This window comes from Stenotrophomonas sp. YJH_SMC_8 (assembly GCF_059371315.1).
In genome coordinates this window covers 26,102-44,566 of sequence record NZ_JCAFUL010000015.1, presented here as the reverse complement: position 1 = coordinate 44,566, position 18,465 = coordinate 26,102, and the positions used below count along the sequence as shown (strand labels likewise).

Annotated in this window: 16 protein-coding genes and 11 tRNA genes; 25 read left to right on the top strand and 2 right to left on the bottom strand. The window is 64.9% G+C overall.

Annotation, left to right across the window (positions count from 1 at the left end; translation table 11 throughout):
- Positions 1–20: 20 nt before the first annotated feature.
- From grxC to AC5P88_RS16820, 6 genes are all read left to right on the top strand, one after another.
- Positions 21–311, top strand: coding sequence for a glutaredoxin 3 (grxC, locus tag AC5P88_RS16845; RefSeq protein WP_049400919.1), 291 nt, complete (start codon positions 21–23; stop codon positions 309–311).
- Complete coding sequence (locus AC5P88_RS16840; protein WP_495225571.1) at positions 308–700, top strand: carboxymuconolactone decarboxylase family protein; 393 nt, start codon at positions 308–310, stop codon at positions 698–700. Before grxC ends, AC5P88_RS16840 begins: the two co-directional genes overlap by 4 nt.
- 320 nt (positions 701–1,020) lie before the next feature.
- A complete protein-coding gene (locus tag AC5P88_RS16835) occupies positions 1,021–2,025 on the top strand; it encodes an isocitrate dehydrogenase (protein ID WP_099551263.1) in 1,005 nt (334 codons plus the stop codon).
- 202 nt (positions 2,026–2,227) lie between these two features.
- Positions 2,228–2,971, top strand: coding sequence for a cysteine hydrolase family protein (locus tag AC5P88_RS16830; protein ID WP_495225570.1), 744 nt, complete (start codon positions 2,228–2,230; stop codon positions 2,969–2,971).
- 53 nt (positions 2,972–3,024) lie between these two features.
- Positions 3,025–3,933: a LysR family transcriptional regulator gene (locus AC5P88_RS16825; RefSeq protein WP_495225569.1), complete on the top strand. Its 909-nt coding sequence runs from the start codon at positions 3,025–3,027 to the stop codon at positions 3,931–3,933.
- Between the two features lie 25 nt (positions 3,934–3,958).
- On the top strand, positions 3,959–4,720 hold the full coding sequence (locus tag AC5P88_RS16820) for a sulfite exporter TauE/SafE family protein (protein ID WP_106550090.1): 762 nt from the start codon (positions 3,959–3,961) through the stop codon (positions 4,718–4,720).
- Positions 4,721–4,723: 3 nt separating this feature from the next.
- On the opposite strand, the gene AC5P88_RS16815 is transcribed toward AC5P88_RS16820, so the two are convergent.
- Both AC5P88_RS16815 and AC5P88_RS16810 read right to left on the bottom strand, forming a co-directional pair.
- Positions 4,724–5,344: a flavin reductase family protein gene (locus AC5P88_RS16815; protein ID WP_111111280.1), complete on the bottom strand. Its 621-nt coding sequence runs from the start codon at positions 5,342–5,344 to the stop codon at positions 4,724–4,726.
- Between the two features lie 70 nt (positions 5,345–5,414).
- A complete protein-coding gene (locus tag AC5P88_RS16810) occupies positions 5,415–6,173 on the bottom strand; it encodes a Bax inhibitor-1/YccA family protein (RefSeq protein WP_106550092.1) in 759 nt (252 codons plus the stop codon).
- A 180-nt stretch (positions 6,174–6,353) separates the two neighbouring features.
- Here AC5P88_RS16810 and AC5P88_RS16805 point away from each other — a divergent pair.
- From AC5P88_RS16805 to AC5P88_RS16715, 19 genes are all read left to right on the top strand, one after another.
- Positions 6,354–6,430 (top strand) — tRNA-Pro (locus tag AC5P88_RS16805).
- Positions 6,431–6,469: 39 nt separating this feature from the next.
- A tRNA-Arg gene (locus AC5P88_RS16800) sits at positions 6,470–6,546 on the top strand.
- 174 nt (positions 6,547–6,720) lie between these two features.
- Positions 6,721–6,797, top strand: a tRNA-His gene (locus AC5P88_RS16795).
- 79 nt (positions 6,798–6,876) lie between these two features.
- Positions 6,877–6,952: transfer RNA gene (locus AC5P88_RS16790), tRNA-Lys, on the top strand.
- A 197-nt stretch (positions 6,953–7,149) separates the two neighbouring features.
- Positions 7,150–7,225, top strand: a tRNA-Lys gene (locus AC5P88_RS16785).
- Between the two features lie 272 nt (positions 7,226–7,497).
- Positions 7,498–7,803, top strand: a complete 306-nt coding sequence (locus tag AC5P88_RS16780; RefSeq protein WP_495225568.1) for a hypothetical protein — start codon at positions 7,498–7,500, stop codon at positions 7,801–7,803.
- Between the two features lie 110 nt (positions 7,804–7,913).
- Positions 7,914–7,998, top strand: a tRNA-Leu gene (locus tag AC5P88_RS16775).
- Between the two features lie 162 nt (positions 7,999–8,160).
- Positions 8,161–8,721: an OB-fold protein gene (locus AC5P88_RS16770; RefSeq protein WP_448177762.1), complete on the top strand. Its 561-nt coding sequence runs from the start codon at positions 8,161–8,163 to the stop codon at positions 8,719–8,721.
- A 290-nt stretch (positions 8,722–9,011) separates the two neighbouring features.
- Positions 9,012–10,307, top strand: coding sequence for a trigger factor (gene tig / locus AC5P88_RS16765; RefSeq protein ID WP_106550097.1), 1,296 nt, complete (start codon positions 9,012–9,014; stop codon positions 10,305–10,307).
- A 76-nt stretch (positions 10,308–10,383) separates the two neighbouring features.
- Positions 10,384–11,010, top strand: a complete 627-nt coding sequence (gene clpP, locus AC5P88_RS16760) for an ATP-dependent Clp endopeptidase proteolytic subunit ClpP (protein WP_004146318.1) — start codon at positions 10,384–10,386, stop codon at positions 11,008–11,010.
- Between the two features lie 126 nt (positions 11,011–11,136).
- Positions 11,137–12,426 (top strand): ATP-dependent Clp protease ATP-binding subunit ClpX, encoded by a 1,290-nt coding sequence (gene clpX / locus AC5P88_RS16755; RefSeq protein ID WP_004154600.1) that lies wholly within the window; start codon positions 11,137–11,139, stop codon positions 12,424–12,426.
- A gap of 142 nt (positions 12,427–12,568) precedes the next feature.
- Positions 12,569–15,019, top strand: coding sequence for an endopeptidase La (lon, locus tag AC5P88_RS16750; protein ID WP_099485204.1), 2,451 nt, complete (start codon positions 12,569–12,571; stop codon positions 15,017–15,019).
- Positions 15,020–15,236: 217 nt separating this feature from the next.
- Entirely contained in the window at positions 15,237–15,509 is a 273-nt protein-coding gene (locus tag AC5P88_RS16745; RefSeq protein ID WP_004146343.1) for an HU family DNA-binding protein, read from the top strand.
- An 11-nt stretch (positions 15,510–15,520) separates the two neighbouring features.
- Positions 15,521–15,595, top strand: a tRNA-Val gene (locus AC5P88_RS16740).
- Between the two features lie 26 nt (positions 15,596–15,621).
- Positions 15,622–15,698, top strand: a tRNA-Asp gene (locus AC5P88_RS16735).
- An 84-nt stretch (positions 15,699–15,782) separates the two neighbouring features.
- A tRNA-Asp gene (locus AC5P88_RS16730) sits at positions 15,783–15,859 on the top strand.
- Positions 15,860–15,946: 87 nt separating this feature from the next.
- Positions 15,947–16,023: transfer RNA gene (locus tag AC5P88_RS16725), tRNA-Asp, on the top strand.
- 106 nt (positions 16,024–16,129) lie between these two features.
- Positions 16,130–16,206: transfer RNA gene (locus AC5P88_RS16720), tRNA-Asp, on the top strand.
- A 147-nt stretch (positions 16,207–16,353) separates the two neighbouring features.
- On the top strand, positions 16,354–18,309 hold the full coding sequence (locus AC5P88_RS16715; RefSeq protein ID WP_495225567.1) for a peptidyl-prolyl cis-trans isomerase: 1,956 nt from the start codon (positions 16,354–16,356) through the stop codon (positions 18,307–18,309).
- Positions 18,310–18,465: the final 156 nt, after the last annotated feature.

Sequence of the window (18,465 nt, the reverse complement as noted above, 5' to 3'; positions counted from 1 at the left end):
GATCCATCGTGGAGTTTCCCGTGACAGCCCAGACCGCCGGCGGTGCCCCCGCCATCACCATCTATTCCACCGCCGTCTGCCCGTACTGCGTGGCCGCCAAGAACTTCCTCAAGAGCAAGGGCCAGCAGTGGACCGAGGTCCGCATCGACCTGGACCCGGTCGAGCGCGAGAAGATGATGGCGCTGACCCGCCGCACCAGCGTGCCGCAGATCTTCGTGGGTGATGTCCATGTCGGCGGCTACGACGACATGATGGCCCTGCACCGTGAAGGCAAGCTCGAGCCGCTGCTGGCCGGGCAGGGCCAGGCATGAGCGCGGGCGACGACGGCAGCAAGGACCGCATCGCCGAGTTCACCGACTTCCGCAAGCGCATGAACGAGCGCATCCTGGGCGAACCGAACCAGGTGGTGCGGCGCTTCTTCGCGCTGGACACGCAGACCTACCAGGCCGGCGCGCTGGACGTGAAGACCAAGGAGCTGCTGGGCCTGGTGGCCTCGATGGTGCTTCGCTGCGACGACTGCATCAGCTACCACGTGGCCCAGTGCAAGGACGCCGGGGTGACCCGCGAGGAGTTCTTCGAGACCTTCTCGGTCGGCCTGGTGGTTGGCGGCTCGATCGTGATCCCGCACCTGCGCCGCGCCGTGGACTTCCTCGACCAGCTCGAAGGCGGCGCGGCCGCCCCGGCAGCCCACGAGCACTGAGGTAGCGCCGGGCCATGCCCGGCGGAGACCTGAACGAAAAGCCGCCGGGCATGGCCCGGCGCTACCGGATCACGGCCGCGCGCCGGGCCCTTTCCCGCGATCCGACAGCCCAGGAGCCCTGATCGGCTCCAGGTAGCGCCGGGCCATGCCCGGCGAATAGCAGATGTCCCGCCCGCCGGGCACGGCCCGGCGCTACCGGACCATGGTCTACTTGGGTAGCCGGGCCCGGCTAAGGCATAATTGCCGGTGAAACTTCCTTTGCGCCGGCGTTTCCGGGCACGTCCGGACGGCGTTTTTCCCCCTGTTCGGAACATCGATCAATGACGCAGAAAATTACGGTCATCCGCGGCGACGGCATTGGCCCGGAAATCATGGACGCCACCCTGTTCGTGCTCGACCAGCTGAACGCTGGCCTGGAGTACGAAGACGCCGACGCCGGCCTGGTGGCCCTGGAAAAGCACGGCGACCTGATGCCGGCGGTGACCCTGGAATCGATCGCGCGCAACAAGGTCGCGCTGAAGAGCCCGCTGACCACCCCGGTCGGTGGTGGCTTCACCTCGATCAACGTCAGCCTGCGCCGCCACTTCGACCTGTACGCCAACGTGCGTCCGGCCCACACCTTCCCGAACACCAAGTCGCGTTTCGACAACGTCGACCTGATCACCGTTCGTGAGAACACCGAAGGTGCGTACCTGGCCGAAGGCCAGGAAGTGTCGGCCGACGGCGAAACCGCCTTCTCCGGCACCCGCATCACCCGCAAGGGTTCCGAGCGCATCGTGCGCTACGCCTTCGAGCTGGCCCGCAGCGTCGGCCGCAAGAAGGTCACCGCCGTGCACAAGGCCAACATCATCAAGTCGACCTCGGGCCTGTTCCTGAACGTCGCCCGTGAAGTGGCCGCGCAGTACCCGGACATCGAGTTCCAGGAAATGATCGTCGACAACTGCTGCATGCAGCTGGTGATGCGTCCGGAACAGTTCGACGTGATCGTTACCACCAACCTGTTCGGCGACATCATCTCCGACCTGTGCGCCGGCCTCGTGGGCGGCCTGGGCCTGGCCCCGGGTGCCAACATCGGCAAGGACGCGGCGATCTTCGAAGCCGTGCACGGCACCGCGCCGGACATCGCCGGCCAGGGCAAGGCCAATCCGTGCGCGCTGCTGCTGGCAGCTGCGCAGATGCTGGACCATATCGGCCAGCCGGAAAATGCCGAGCGCCTGCGCAAGGCCATCGTGGCCACCATGGAAGCCAAGGACTCGCTGACCGGCGACCTCGGCGGCACCGGCACCACCATGAGCTTCGCCAAGGCCATCGCCACCCGCCTGTAAGCGGTTGGTCGACCTCGGTTGAATCCACAGCGGGGCGCCTTCGGGCGCCCCGTTGCGTTTACGGGTAGATCCACGCCATGCGTGGATGACGGAACGACCCAGCTGTGCGTTTTCCGCACAGATCGTGTGCTGTTGCATGGCTGGTTCGTGCGTCAATCGCTCCGCATCCTGTGCCCCACACCCATCGCACAGGAAGCCGCACATGAACCTCACCGCCTTCGGCCTGGCCAGCCTGATCGGCATGGCCGCCACCGCCCCTGTCGCCGCTGCCGAGCCGTCCCATCCCACCATCCGGCACATGGCCGGCGCGCCGGTCGTGGCCTCGCTGGATGCCGCGAAAACCGCGGTACTGGTGATCGACTTCCAGAACGAATACTTCGACGCCAGCGCCGCACCGGGCTTTGCCGGTGGCCGCATGGTCATTCCCGATGGCGTGGCCGCGCTGCGCCAGGCCAAGCGGGTGGTCGAGTTCGCCGATGCCAACGGCATCCGCGTCATCCATGTGCAGCACGTGCTGCCGGCCGGTGCGCCGTTGTTCGCACAGGGCAGCGTCAACGCCGCCTTCCATCGCGACCTGCTGCCGCGCAAGGGCGAGACCGTGGTGCAGAAGGACAACGTAAGCGTGTTCGCTGGCGCCTCGGCTGCCGTCCTGGACGCCGTGCTGAAGGACGCCGGCATCGACACCCTGATCGTCACCGGCCTGCAGACCCATGCCTGCGTGGCTGGTGCCGCCCGCGACGCTGCCGCCGCACCGCGCGGCTATCGGGTGATCGTGTCGTCCGATGCGACAGCCAGTCGTGATCTGGATCTGGCCGGCGGCCAGCGCATGGATCATCGCGCGCTGCACGAGGCCTCGCTGGCGCAGATCGAAGACACCTTCGGAGATGTCATGCGCACCGATGCGATCCTGGCGCTGCCGGTGCGCAAGGCCGGCGACGGCGCTTGATAAGCTGGCGGGGCCCGCACGCCGTGGGCCCCGCCAGGTGGAGTTGCCCGCTGATGGATCATTTCGCTGCCCTGCGCGCGCTGCGCGCCATCGTCGACGCAGGCAGCTTCACCGCTGCGGCAGAACGCCTGGGCACGACCCACTCGGCGATGTCACGGCAGCTGCGGCAACTGGAAGACCACCTGCAGGTACGCCTGCTCGATCGAAACAGCCGCCGGCTGTCATTGACCGAAGCCGGACGCGACTACTACCGGGAGGCCGGTACGCTGCTCGATCGTCTGCAGGAGGCGGATGACCGCGCGCGTGCAGGACAGGCCCAGCCCAGTGGCTCGGTGCGGATCAGCGTGCCGCAGGTGGTCGCCAGCCAGGAGTTGCCACAGTGGTTGCCGTCGTTCCTGCAGCGTTACCCGCAGGTCTCGCTGGACCTGTCGGCCGATGATCAGCTGGTCGATGTGGTGGGCGGCGGTTTCGACCTGGCCCTGCGCATCGCGCATGCGTTGCCGGACAGCCAGCTGGTCGCACGTGAACTGGCCAGCTGCCCGCGCATCCTGGTGGCCGCGCCAGCCTATCTGGCCCGGCACGGGCTGCCGCGGCAGGCGGCCGACCTTGCGCAGCACACGCTGCTGGGCTTCAGTCCCACGCCGTCGATGCTGCCCTGGCAGCTGCAGGGGCCGCGTGGTGCCAGCATGAACATCGAGGCTGGCCAGCGCCTGCGCGTGGATGCCACGCCGGCGCTGTATGCCGCCGCGCTGGCGGGAATGGGCATCAGCCTGTTCACCGCACTGACGGTGCAGGAAGACCTGCGCGCCGGTCGTTTGATCCGTGTGCTGCCGGCCTGGCACGCGGGGCAGCGACGCTACTTCGCGCTGTATCCGCATGCACGTGCGCTTGCCCCCAAGGTGCGTGCGCTGGTCGAGCACCTCGCGGCGCACTACGCTGCACAGGTGGGCGCGGCAGGGTAGTCGTGCCGCTGCAACCGAGGTGGTGATGGAGTCGGTGTATCTGCTGGTCGCACTTGGCGCGATCGTTGCCGGGTTCGTGCAGGGGCTGTCGGGTTTCGCCTTCGGGATGGTGGCGATGTCGTTCTGGGCATGGGGGCTGGAGCCGCGACTGGCGGCCACACTGTCGGTGTTCGGCGCGCTGGTCGGCCAGCTGGTGGCGGTGTTCACCGTGCGCCGCGGCTTCAACCTGCGCCTGCTGCTGCCCTTCGTGCTGGGTGGGCTGGCCGGCATTCCGCTGGGCGTGATGGTGCTGCCGCAGCTGGACATGGACTGGTTCAAGGCGTTGCTGGGCGGCTTCCTGGCGCTGTGGTGCCCGGTGATGCTGATGGCGCGCTCGTTGCCGCCGATCACGATCGGAGGGCGCGTGGGTGACGCCATTGCCGGTATGGCCGGTGGCGTGCTCAGTGGCATCGGTGGCTTCGCCGGGCCGGTGCCGACGTTGTGGAGCACGCTGCGCGGCTTCGGCAAGGACGAGCAGCGCGCGGTCATCCAGAACTTCAACCTGGCCATGCTGGCGGTGACCATGGCCACCTATGTCGGAAGTGGCCTGGTGACGCGGCAGATGCTGCCGTACTTCGCCATCGTGGCGCCGGCCATGCTGGTGCCGACCCTGCTGGGCGCGCGGGTCTACATCGGTATCAGCGAGGCGCGCTTCCGGCAGGTCGTACTGAGCCTGCTGACCGCTTCCGGCATCGCGTTGCTGGCCTCGTCGCTGCCGGCGCTGGTGTCGCGTGCGCCGGCAGCCTGAGGCTCAGGCCGGGCGGAACATGCGGAAGCGTTGTTCGGCGCCGATGCGGAAGTAATCGGCGGGGCCGCCGCCGCGCAGGATCGGCGCCGCTGCAGCGGTGTCGTAGATGCCATCGACCAGCAAACGGGTGTCGATGTGCACTGCCACTACTTCGCCCAGCACCAGCCAGCCGTTGGTGTCCTGGCCGGCGGCATCGCGCAGGCGCACGATCTGGGTGCAGCGGCATTCCATGCTCACCGGGCTCTGTGCCACGCGGGGTGGCGCGACCTGTGTGGAGGCCAGTGGCGTCAGCCCGGCCAGGGCGAACTCGTCGACCTCCGGCCCGACCGCACGACAGCTTTCGTTCATTGCTTCGGCCAGGTCGAAGGTCGCCAGGTTCCAGGCGAACTCACCGGTCGCTTCGATGTTGCGCAGCGAGTCTTTGCGGCCCTGGCTGGAGAAGCCGATGATCGGTGGGGTGTAGTTGAACGCATTGAAGAAGCTGTACGGCGCCAGGTTCAAGGTTCCTTCGGCGTCGCAGCTGGAGATCCAGCCGATCGGTCGTGGGCCGATGATGGCGTTGAACGGGTCGTGCGGCAGGCGGTGGCCGTCGGCCGGGCGATAGCTGTGGAAGGTGTGGGACATGGGGTGGGGTTCCAAAAAAGAAGCCGTGGCCCTCGCGGACCACGGCTTGTCGTTTACGACCTGATGGGGCTCAGCGCTGCTGGATCTTCGACAGCAGGCGCAGGAACTCCACATACAGCCAGACCAGGGTCACCATCAGGCCGAATGCGCCATACCACTCCATGTACTTCGGCGCGCGCTGGGCCACGCCGGTTTCGATGAAGTCGAAATCCAGCACCAGGTTCAGCGCGGCGACGACCACCACGAACAGGCTGAAAGCAATGCCCAGCCAGCTGGAATCGTGGATCACCGGCACATTGATGTTGAAGAAGCCGAGCACGAACGAGGCCAGGTAGAGCAGGGCGATGCCGCCGGTTGCTGCAACCACGCCCATCTTGAAGTTCTCGGTGGCCTTGATCACGCCGCTGCGGTAGGCGATCAGCAGCGCGAACAGGGTGCCGAAGGTCAGCAGCACCGCCTGGAACACGATGCCCGGGAACTTGGCGTTGAAGACGGCCGAGATGGCACCGAGGAAAAGCCCCTCGACCAGCGCGTACATCGGCGCGGTGACCGGGGACCATTCCTTCTTGAAGACGGTGACCAGAGCCAGCACCAGGCCGCCGATCGCGCCGCCCATGGCGTACACCTTGGCCGCGTCCATGACCTGGTCGTACTCGTCGATCGACTGGTTCCAGGCGAAGGCCGCCGTCAACACGGTCAGCAGCAGCAGGAAACCGGTCTTGTTGACGGTGCCGTTGAGGGTCATGGCCTGGTCGGGGCTGGTTACCACCGAGCCACTGGCGAGGTCGAGGAAGGTCGACTCGGAAAGAGCCGGGTTGCCGCTGCGCATGCGTGTTCTCCGTGCGAATGAGGGGCTGGACGGCCATCCGGCCGATGACCGGGAGCATAGCCGATGGTTGCACGTGGTGCCGTGTCAGGCGTCGGGTGCGAGTCGCCCGCGTTGACAGTTCATGATGCGCTTGGCCACAATGACCAGCTCCCCGGGCCTGGCCCGAGGGGATTGCAAGACCGGGGTATAGCGCAGTCTGGTAGCGCGCCTGCTTTGGGAGCAGGATGTCGGGGGTTCGAATCCCTCTACCCCGACCAATCCCACATCACGTCGGATTGGACGCCGTTCCGGTTCGGGCGCCCGTAGCTCAACTGGATAGAGCACCGGCCTTCTAAGCCGGCGGTTACAGGTTCGATTCCTGTCGGGCGCGCCATCGGCGAGGCACCGGGATCGCATCGGCGGATGTGAAGAAGTGCTTGCAAAAGCGTAAAGACTCCACCAGAATATCGGACTCGCTTCGGCGGACCGGAACTTCGGTGACAGTCCCCAGGCAAAGGTTTGAAGTTCCAGCGCCAGCGGGTATCGGCGGGGGACGAAAGTTTCAGTGGTGGCTGTAGCTCAGTTGGTTAGAGTACCGGATTGTGATTCCGGTGGTCGGGGGTTCGAATCCCCTCAGCCACCCCACTGATTCAACCGTATCGGCGCTGCCGAAACGGTATTGCAATAAACAGAATGCACGCTACAATGTGCGTCTGAGTTTCACGGGCCGTTAGCTCAGTTGGTAGAGCAGTTGACTCTTAATCAATAGGTCCAAGGTTCGAATCCTTGACGGCCCACCAAGACGGAAGCCACCTGGTACGCCAGGTGGCTTTTTTCTTATAAGTGTGACCCCATCATTTCGATGGATCACGCGCTGAAGCGCTCCGCCTGGCGGGGTTCTGCAGCAGCAGCGGGACCGCAGCGCTGGTTTCAACGATGTTGAAGAAAGTGCTTGCACCCACCGAGCGGATCGGGTCATAATTCGCGCCCCGATTTCGGGCTGTTAGCTCAGTTGGTAGAGCAGTTGACTCTTAATCAATAGGTCCAAGGTTCGAATCCTTGACAGCCCACCAGACGAAAGCCACTTGGTCAGCCAAGTGGCTTTTTTCTTGCCTGTGACCGGGCTGAGGGCGCCAAGTCGCTAAGCCGGTAGATCCACGCCATGCGCGGAGAAGGCGGAGGCCGCATCCACGCATGGCGTGGATCTACTGAAGCGATGATGAAACCGGGGTCACATGCGTCATCAGTGTTTTCAATGCTGTGCGCTGTTTCTCATCGCATCGCGTCCTGCATCGCACCCAATGGTTCTTCCGCGCCGATGGCGCATGCATGAAGGACGATCCTGATGGGTGATATCAATCGACTGCGCCCGGTGCTGTTGTTGCCGTTGGCACTGGCGGCGCTCGCTGCCTGCAGCCAGCCCGGCGACCCGGCGCAGACCGTGCAGCGCGACACCAACGCACTGCACGCTCCCGCCGCGCCAGTCAGTGAGGCGATGCAGATACAGCCGACGGCGCCAGCTGAAGGCGTGACCCGGCCCGAGGCGGTGCAGTTGCGCAGGACCAGCGACGGGGGCGTTGAAGTCCGCAAAGTGGACGCAGTGCCCGGGCACGGTGCCGACACGGCACGCGTTGAACCTCAGCAGCACTGATCCACGGTCACTCCGGGCGGCGGCCGGTCGCCCGGAGTGACGGATTCAGCTTTGTGCAGGCCTTCCGCTTCCGGCCCCCGCCTGCGACAATGAACGCCTGTGCCGGCCACGCGAAAGTGGCGGAATTGGTAGACGCCCTGGATTTAGGTTCCAGTGCCGCAAGGCGTGGGGGTTCGAGTCCCCCCTTTCGCACCAGCCGAGGTGCGTTCATGGCCGGCCAGCCATTCCCCCTGCAATGCCACTGGCAGATGCCGCATCTGCCCATGTGTTGGCCAGCGGTCTTCACATAGTCGTTATACTTGTTGACCGCATCGCGTGGCCGGATTTGCTGCGCTTACAACAAGGAAGGGGGGATTCATGAAGAAGTTTCTGAAGTGGGCGATCATCGTGATCGTGGTCCTGTTCGTGGGCCTGATCGCACTCGGCATGCTGGTCGACGCCAACAAGACGCCTGAGCAGCGTGCAGCCGAGACCGCTGCGCGTGAGCAGCAGCGTACCGAAGCCGCTGCCGCCAGGGAGCAGGCCAAGGCCGACGCTGCGGCATCGAAGGAGCGCGCCAAGGCCGAGGCCGAGCAGAAGAAGCTCGACGAAGAGCGTGCCGCGCTCGACGCGCTGCCGCAGGTGACTGTTGCCGAGCTGGCCAAGGCCTACGAGGAGAACACCGTTGCCGCCGACCAGAAGTTCAAGGGCAAGCGCTACCGCGTTTCCGGCACGGTGGACTCGATCAACACCGATCTGATGGGCGACCCCTACGTGAGCCTGCGCGCGGGCCTGTTCATCGAGCCGCAGTTCTCGTTCAGCCAGGCTCACCTGGAGGTCATCGGCACCCTGAAGAAGGGTCAGACCGTGAATCTGGTCTGCACCGGTCGTGGTGATGTCGGCAAGACGCCGATGTCCAAGGATTGCCAGGTCCTCTGACCGCGACGCTGTCCCGTACTGGAAAAGGGCGCCATTGGCGCCCTTTTTTTGATGTGTGTGGCCCACCATGGGGCGTGCCTGAACGCGGGGCGGGCTCGCCGGGCACGGGCGGAGGGTCTGCCGGGAGCCAGGTTCAAGCCCCCTTGACCGGCACGCGCTGGCAGTGCAGGCCGAATTGGGCGAAACTAAAGGGCTGCGGCAAGCAGGCGCGTCCCAGACGTCGTGTCCTTACAACCGTTTCATCCCAATCATCGAGCCGGGGGCGTGGGCCACCGGTGGCAGGAGTCAACATGCAAGCTTCGATCGAATCCACCGGCAACCTGGAACGCCGCCTGAGCTTCTCGCTGCCGGAAGAGCGTCTGCAGAGCCACATCGTCGGCCGCCTGGGCGAAATCGCCCGTACCACCCGCATCAAGGGCTTCCGCCCGGGCAAGGTGCCGGCCAAGGTGATCGAGCAGCGCTTCGGCGCGCAGGTCCGTGGCGAGGCGCTGGACGGCCTGCTGCGCGAAACCTTCGACGCGGCCGTGCGCGAGCACGACCTGCGCATCGTCGGCAGCCCGCGCATCGACAAGGGCGACGAGGGTGAGTTCTCCTTCGTGGCCACCGTGGAAGTGGTGCCGGACTTCGGCGACATCGACGTCAGCAAGCTGACCGTCGTGCGCCACAGCGCCGAAATCACCGACGCCGACATCGACCAGATGATCGAGAACCTGCAGAACCAGCGTCGTACCTGGGCCCCGGTCAGCCGTGGCGCGCAGGACGGTGATCTGGTCGCGGTGGAAACCTGGTCGCAGGCCGGCGAAGAGCGCCTGCCGGCCGAAGGCACCGAGAAGGGTTCGATCGTGCTCGGCCAGGGCATGATGTTCGAAACCATCGAAAAGGGCCTGGTCGGCCTGGCCAAGGGTGAAGAGAAGACCCTGGACGTCGAGTTCCCGGCTGACTGGCGCGTGCCGGTGCTGGCCGGCAAGACCGTGCAGGTCACCGTCAAGGTTGCTGAAGTCTCCGAGCCGGTCGTGCCGGCGGTCGACGAAGCCTTCATCAAGAGCTTCGGCGTGAAGGGCGGCGATGTGGAGCAGTTCCGCAGCGACATCCGCGCCAACCTGGAGCGCGAGCTGAAGGGCGCCCTGATGAACCGCCTGCGCCGCGAAGTCGGCGAGCAGCTGATCGCCGCCTACGCCTCGGTGGAAATGCCGCCGCGCCTGGTCGAGAACGAAGCCCGCGCCATGCTGGCCCAGCAGGTCGAGCAGATCCGCCGCAACGGCCAGAACGTCGGTGAGATCCCGGCCGATGCCCACGAAGGCTTCAAGGACGCCGCCGCCAAGCGCGTGCTGGTCGGCCTGCTGGTCGGTGAAGTGGCCCGCATCAACGACCTGCGCCTGGAAGCCAAGCGCCTGAACGAAACGATGCGTCTGATCGCTTCGACCTACGAAGAGCCGGAACAGGTCATTGAGATGTACCGCAACGACCCCCAGCTGATGTCTGGCCTGCAGAACCGTGTGATGGAAGAGCAGGTGATCGACTGGATCGCCGAGCGTGCCCAGCACACCGAAGAGAAGCTGTCGTTCCAGGACGCGATCCGCCAGTAAGCCCGGGCGGATCACCGGATGCCCCGCGCCTTTGCCGGCGCGGGGTTGTTGCCCCCCAAGATAGGTACCTCACGTAATGGACAACCGAACCAAAGCCCTGAACCTGGTTCCGATGGTGGTCGAGCAGACCAGCCGCGGCGAGCGTGCCTACGACATCTATTCGCGCCTGTTGAAGGAGCGCCTGATCTTCCTCGTGGGCCCGATCGACGATCACATGGCCAACGTGGTGGTGGCGCAGTTGCTGTTCCTGGAATCGGAAAACCCGGAAAAGGACATCAACATCTACATCAACTCGCCGGGTGGCGTGGTCACCGCCGGCATGGCGATCTACGACACCATGCAGTACATCAAGCCGAATGTGAGCACCACCTGCATCGGCCAGGCCGCCTCGATGGGCGCCCTGCTGCTGGCCGCGGGCGAAGCCGGCAAGCGCTATGCGCTGCCGAACTCGCGCGTGATGATCCACCAGCCGCTGGGCGGCTATCAGGGCCAGGCCACCGACATCGACATCCACGCGCGTGAGATCCTGACCCTGCGTTCGCGCCTGAACGAGGTGCTGGCCAAGCACACCGGCCAGTCGCTGGAGACGATCGCCCGTGACACCGAGCGCGACAACTTCAAGAGCGCCTTCGAGGCGCAGGCCTACGGTCTGGTCGACCAGGTCCTGGAGCGTCGTCCGGATGAGTCGATCCAGGCCGGCTGACCGGCCTTCACGGGGCCATGGAGGCCCCGTTCCTGCAGGGTCGGGCGGGACTGGTGTCCCCTCGGCCCTGTGCTATTCTCGAATCGAACCCCCGTTCAGCGGGTGGGGTAACTGGGTAAGCGAAGCATGAGCGAAGACCGCCAAGGTCGTTCCACGGACACCGGCAAGATCCTCTACTGCTCTTTCTGCGGCAAGAGCCAGCATGAAGTGCGCAAGCTGATTGCGGGTCCGAGCGTGTTCATCTGTGATGAATGCGTGGAGCTGTGCAACGACATCATCCGCGAGGAGCTTGAGGAAAAGGCGCAGTCGGCGCGCAGTTCGCTGCCGAAGCCGCGCGAGATCCTCGAGGTGCTCGACCAGTACGTGATCGGCCAGAACCGCGCCAAGCGCACCCTGGCTGTGGCCGTGTACAACCACTACAAGCGCATCGAGAGCCGGCAGAAGAACGACGACGTCGAACTGGCGAAGTCGAACATCCTGCTGGTCGGCCCGACCGGTTCGGGCAAGACCCTGCTGGCCGAGACCCTGGCCCGCCTGCTCAACGTGCCGTTCACCATGGCCGACGCCACCACGCTGACCGAAGCCGGTTACGTGGGCGAGGACGTGGAGAACATCATCCAGAAGCTGCTGCAGAAGTGCGACTACGACGTCGAGAAGGCGCAGCAGGGCATCGTCTACATCGATGAAATCGACAAGATCTCGCGCAAGAGCGAGAACCCGTCGATCACCCGCGATGTGTCCGGCGAAGGCGTGCAGCAGGCCCTGCTGAAGCTGATCGAAGGCACCGTGGCCAGCGTTCCGCCGCAGGGCGGCCGCAAGCATCCGCAGCAGGAATTCCTGCAGGTGGACACCAAGAACATCCTGTTCATCTGCGGCGGCGCGTTCGCCGGGCTGGACAAGGTGATCCAGGCCCGTTCCACCGACGTCGGCAGCATCGGCTTCGGCGCCAAGGTGAAGAGCAGCGAGCGCAAGCAGGAAGTGGGCAAGGTGCTGGCCGAAGTCGAGCCGGAAGACCTGATCAAGTTCGGCCTGATCCCCGAGTTCGTTGGCCGCCTGCCGGTGGTGGCGACCCTGGAGGAGCTGGACGAGCCGGCCCTGATCAAGATCCTGACCGAGCCGAAGAACGCCATCACCAAGCAGTTCAAGAAGCTGTTCGAGATGGAGAACGTCGAGCTGGAGTTCCGCCCGGACGCGTTGTCGGCCATTGCCCGCAAGGCGCTCAAGCGCAAGACCGGTGCCCGTGGCCTGCGCACCATCGTCGAATCGGTCCTGCTGGACACCATGTACGACCTGCCGTCGCAGGAAAACGTCAGCAAGGTGGTGGTGGACGAGTCGGTGATCGAGCACAAGTCCGAGCCGTACCTGATCTACCAGACCCCGGCGGCCCCTGAACAGAAGGCCGCAGGCGCCGAGTGATCCTTCCAGGTTGTTGATTGGAAAGGATTTTCAAGGAATGCCTTGCATCTGAAAGCCGATGGCCCCATAACGGGGCCATCGGCTTTTTTTGTCTCCGGAAGATGCCCTCCCGGAGGCGGTTTTCCCCTTCCCTGGAGCCCCCATGGCCCGTTCCCCAAGTGAAACCCTCGACCTGCCGGTCCTGCCGCTGCGCGACGTAGTGGTGTTCCCGCACATGGTCATCCCGCTGTTCGTCGGCCGTGACAAGTCCATGCACGCGCTCGAACAGGCAATGGAATCGGACAAGCGCATCCTGCTGCTGGCGCAGAAGTCGGCCGAGACCGACGACCCGCATGCGGCCGACCTCTACCAGGTCGGTACGCTGGCGCAGGTGCTGCAGCTGCTGAAGCTGCCCGACGGCACCATCAAGGTGCTGGTCGAAGGCCTGTCGCGCGTGCAGGTCACCCACGTCGACGAGCGCAACGGCTCGCTGCACGGCCAGGCCGTGGAGATCGACGCCACCGACGAGCGCGAAGCGCGCGAGGTCGAGGCGATCGCACGCTCGCTGATGTCGTTGTTCGAGCAGTACGTCAAGACCAACCGCAAGCTGCCGCCGGAACTGCTGCAGACGCTGTCGGGCATCGATGAGCCGGCGCGCCTGGCCGACACCATCGCCGCGCACATCAGCGTGCGCCTGGCCGACAAGCAGCGCCTGCTGGAAACGCTGGCCGTGGGCGACCGCCTGGAGATGCTGGTCGGCCTGGTCGACGGCGAGATCGACGTGCAGCAGATGGAGAAGCGCATCCGCGGCCGCGTGAAGTCGCAGATGGAGAAGAGCCAGCGCGAGTACTACCTCAACGAACAGATGAAGGCCATCCAGAAGGAACTGGGTGACCTGGACGACGCACCGGGCGAGCTGGAAGAGCTGGCCCGCAAGATCGCCGAAGCCGGCATGCCGAAGGCCGTTGAAGCCAAGGCGCGCAACGAACTGAACAAGCTCAAGCAGATGTCGCCGATGTCGGCCGAAGCGGCGGTCGTGCGCAACTACCTGGAGTGGTTGCTGGGCGTGCCGTGGAAGAAGCGCAGCAAGGTGCGCAAGGACCTGAAGGCTGCGCAGGACACCCTGGACGCCGATCACTACGGTCTGGAGAAGGTCAAGGAACGCATCCTTGAATACCTGGCGGTGCAGTCGCGCGTGAAGCAGATGAAGGGCCCGATCCTGTGCCTGGTCGGGCCGCCGGGCGTGGGCAAGACCTCGCTGGGCCAGTCCATCGCCAAGGCCACCAACCGCAAGTTCGTGCGCATGTCGCTGGGCGGCGTGCGCGACGAGGCCGAGATCCGTGGCCACCGTCGTACCTATGTCGGTTCGATGCCGGGCCGCATCGTGCAGAACCTCAACAAGGTCGGCAGCAAGAACCCGCTGTTCGTGCTCGACGAGATCGACAAGATGTCGATGGACTTCCGTGGCGATCCGTCTTCGGCGCTGCTGGAAGTGCTCGATCCGGAGCAGAACAACGCGTTCAACGACCACTACCTGGAAGTGGACCTGGACCTGTCCGAAGTGATGTTCGTGGCCACCTCGAACTCGCTCAACATTCCGGGCCCGCTGCTGGACCGCATGGAAGTGATCCGCATCCCCGGCTACACCGAGGATGAGAAGCTCAACATCGCCACCCGCTACCTGGTTCCGAAGCAGATCAAGGCCAACGGCCTGCAGCCGGAAGAACTGGAGATCGGCAGCGATGCCATCCAGGACATCGTGCGCTACTACACGCGCGAATCGGGCGTGCGCAACCTGGAACGCGAGATCGCCAAGATCTGCCGCAAGGTGGTGAAGGAGATCGCGCTGGCCGGCCCGCAGCCGGCGGCGAAGGCGAAGAAGGGTGCGAAGAAGAAGGCGCTGGTGAGCGTGTCCAGCAAGAACCTGGACAAGTACCTGGGCGTGCGTCGCTTCGACTTCGGCCGTGCCGAGGAAGAGAACGAGATCGGCCTGGTCACCGGCCTGGCCTGGACCGAGGTCGGCGGCGATCTGCTGCAGATCGAATCGACGCTGGTGCCGGGCAAGGGCCAGCTGATCCTGACCGGCCAGCTCGGCAACGTGATGAAGGAATCGGCGTCGGCGGCACTGTCGGTGGTGCGTTCGCGCGCGGTCGGCTTCGGCATCGACAGCGACTTCCTGCAGAAGCACGACGTGCACCTGCACGTGCCCGATGGTGCCACGCCGAAGGACGGCCCGAGTGCCGGCGCGGCGATGGTGACCTCGCTGGTGTCGATGCTGACCAAGGTGCCGGTGCGTGCCGATGTGGCGATGACCGGCGAGATCACCCTGCGTGGTCGCGTCACCGCGATCGGTGGCCTGAAGGAAAAGCTGCTGGCGGCACTGCGTGGTGGCATCCGCACGGTGATCATCCCGGAAGAGAACCGCAAGGACCTGGCCGACATTCCAGCCAACGTCACCCGCGATCTGAAGATCGTGCCGGTGAAGTACATCGAAGAAGTCCTGGACCTGGCGCTGGAGCGTCCGTTGGCACCGAAGAAGGCGCGCAAGAGTGCGCAGCGTGTCACGGTGCGCAGCAAGGCCAAACCGAGTGGAAGCGCGCGCGTCAAGCATTGACGCGCGCTGTCCAATGGCCCGAAACCCGCGTCGTTGCTGGCTTTCCAGCTTGCGTGGGGGTAGGGCCACTGGTATAAAAGCAGCACTCGCGAATGAGTGATCGCTGTCAGCGATGACTGAATCGGCGAACCGTTTCCACATGGCGGCCGCATGCAGAAGGCATGCGGTTGCTTCCCTGTCGAATAAGCGGAACCCACCGCCAAAGGAGTTGTAGAGAATGAACAAGACCGAATTGATCGATGCCGTTGCTGAAGCTGCCGACCTGACCAAGGCCGAGTCCAGCCGCGCTGTCGATGCCGTCGTTGCTGCCGTCACCAAGGCGCTGAAGGACGGCGATGCGGTCACCCTGGTTGGCTTCGGTACCTTCCAGGTCCGCGACCGTGCTGCACGCACCGGCCGCAACCCGAAGACCGGCGACACCATCAAGATCGCTGCTTCGAAGAATCCGTCGTTCAAGGCTGGTAAGGCCCTGAAGGATGCTGTAAACTAAGCGGCTCGCTGGGGTGCTTAGCTCAGCGGTAGAGCGTCTCCTTTACACGGAGAGGGTCGGGGGTTCGAAACCCTCAGCACCCACCACAGCACCGCGGTAAAAGTTTGAGTGTGGAGCGGTAGTTCAGCTGGTTAGAATGCTGGCCTGTCACGCCGGAGGTCGCGGGTTCGAGTCCCGTCCGCTCCGCCATTCAACGAGGCCTCCGGCCAAAAGCTGGAGGCTTTGTTTTCTTCCCGGTCCAGGCTGGTTGGAAAGCAAGAAAAGCAACAATGCGGAGCGGTAGTTCAGCTGGTTAGAATGCTGGCCTGTCACGCCGGAGGTCGCGGGTTCGAGTCCCGTCCGCTCCGCCACTACATCGAGGCCCCCGGCCTGAAGCCGGGGGCCTTGTCTTCTCCCCGGAAGGTTCGGGAAGAAGGCGAAAAGGTTTTTGCAAGAACGGAGCGGTAGTTCAGCTGGTTAGAATGCTGGCCTGTCACGCCGGAGGTCGCGGGTTCGAGTCCCGTCCGCTCCGCCATTGCAGAATTCTTAAGTCCCTGTGAAAAAACTTTGAAAAAAGTGTTCATCGGGCTGGGTTTCCAGGGAGTCTTCGGATATACTGGGCGCCTGCAAAGTTTCAGCGCGGAGCGGTAGTTCAGCTGGTTAGAATGCTGGCCTGTCACGCCGGAGGTCGCGGGTTCGAGTCCCGTCCGCTCCGCCAACTTTAAAAGCCCTCGGCGCAAGCCGGGGGCTTTTTCTTTGTGCCGTCGCGAAGCGGTGCGCAGGCCACGCCGGTGCTGCTTTTGGTCCCTGCGACGAAGCGGGTTACACTGCCGGGCTCGCCAATCAGGCCTTGTGATTCCTCACCATGCTGCAGAAACTCCGCGACAAGACCTCAGGCTGGATCGTCACCGTGATCCTGGGGCTGCTGATGATTCCGTTCCTGTTCGTGATCGACAACAGCTACCTGGGTGGCGTTGGCGCACAGAACGTGGCCAAGGTTTCCGCGCCCCCGACCTGGTGGCGTTCGGCACCGTCGTGGTGGCCGGTGCGCATGCTGTGGCAGCACCATGAGATCAGCGCGCAGGATTTCCGCACCCGCTTCGAGCAGGAGCGCATGCGTGAGCGCCAGCAGCAGGGCGAGAACTTCGACCCGCGCGCGTTCGAGAGCACCCAGAACAAGCTGGCCGTGCTCGACCAGCTGATCGACGAGCAGGTCGTGCGCCTGGTCGGCGAGCAGGCCGGTGTCGTGATCGGCGATGGCGCGGTGCGCGAGTACATCGCCACCATCCCGGCCTTCCTCGATTCGAACGGCAAGTTCAACGAGAACAACTACCGCCTGGCGCTGGCCGGTGGCAATCCGCCGCGTACCCCGACCCAGTTCCAGGAACTGGTGCGTGAGAGCCTGCAGCAGTCGGTGATTCCGTCGGGCCTGCAGAACTCGGGCTTCGTTACCCAGTCCGAGACCGAGCGCCTGCTGAAGCTGCTGGGCGAGACCCGCGACGTCGAACTGGCCGCGCTGCCGGAAGTGCCGGCCGATACCGCGCCGGTGACCGATGCGCAGATCAAGCAGTGGTATGACAGCCATGGCAAGGACTTCCGCCAGGCCGAGAGCGTCTCGCTGGAGTACGTCGAGATCAATGGCGCGAACCTGCCGGCACCGACCGCAGCCGACGAAGCCACACTGCGCAAGCGCTATGAAGACGAGAAGGCGAAGTTCACCACGCCGGAGCAGCGCCAGGCTTCGCATATCCTGATCACCGGCGACGGTGCCGAAGCCAAGGCGAACAAGATTGCCGCCGAAGCCAAGGCCGCCGGCGCCGACTTCGCTGCACTGGCCAAGGCCAACTCGGAAGACCCGGGTTCGAAGGGGCAGGGTGGTGACCTGGGTTGGGTCGAACGCGGCGCGATGGTCAAGCCGTTTGAAGATGCGCTGTTCGCCGCCAAGGCCGGTGACGTGATTGGTCCGGTCAAGACCGAGTTCGGCTATCACATCATCAAGGTTGCCGCGGTCCGTGGTGGCCAGGGCAAGTCCTTCGAGGAAGTGCGTGACACGCTGGCTGCAGAGCAACTGAAGGCCGACGGCGAGCGCGGCTTCAACGAACTGGCCGGCCGTCTGGTCGACGCCATCAACAAGAGCCCGAGCGATCTGGCTGCTGCGGCCAAGGAAGTGAACCTGCCGCTGCAGACCCTGGGCCCGATCACCCGTGCCACCGCCAGTGGCATCGCCGCTGACCCGGCCGTGCTGCGTGCCGCGTTCTCCGACGTGCTGGTGCAGGACGGGACCGCCAGCGACCCGATCGCTCTGGGCGGCGCGACCAACCACAGTGTGGTCATCCGCGTGGCCGCGCACACCCCGGAACAGGCCATGCCGCTGGACAAGGCCCGCGAGCAGGTGATCGCCGCGATTCGTACCGACCGTCAGCGCCAGGCCAGCGACAAGGCGGCCGATGCCGTGCTGGCCAAGCTGAAGGCGGGCGCCACCCTGCAGTCGCTGGCGGCCAGCGAGAAGCTGCAGCTGAGCCCGATGCCGGGCCTGCCGCGCAGCCAGCCGGTGCCGACCCCGGAAATCAACCGCGCGATCTTCAGTGCGCCGGTGCCGGCCGATGGCAAGCCGAGCTACGGCAAGGTCGACGTCAACGGCCACGCTCTGCTGTTCGCGGTGAACAAGGTGAACCCGGGCGACGTGAAGGAAGTGACCGCCGAGCAGCAGAAGCAGCTGAAGGACCAGCTGAGCCAGATCGATGGCATGGCTGCGGCCAAGGCCTACGTTGAGGCGATGCGCAAGAAGTTCGTGATCCAGACCACCGAAGCGAACCTGTAAGCCTCGCGGCGGGCAGGACGAGAAAGGCCCGGCATTGCCGGGCCTTTTTTGTTGGAGCGTTGCTGGAAATTGAACTGTAGAGCCGAGCCCACGCTCGGCTTGCCATGAACGCCGAGAAGTCGCAGGCAAGAAAAAGCCGAGCATGGGCTCGGCTCT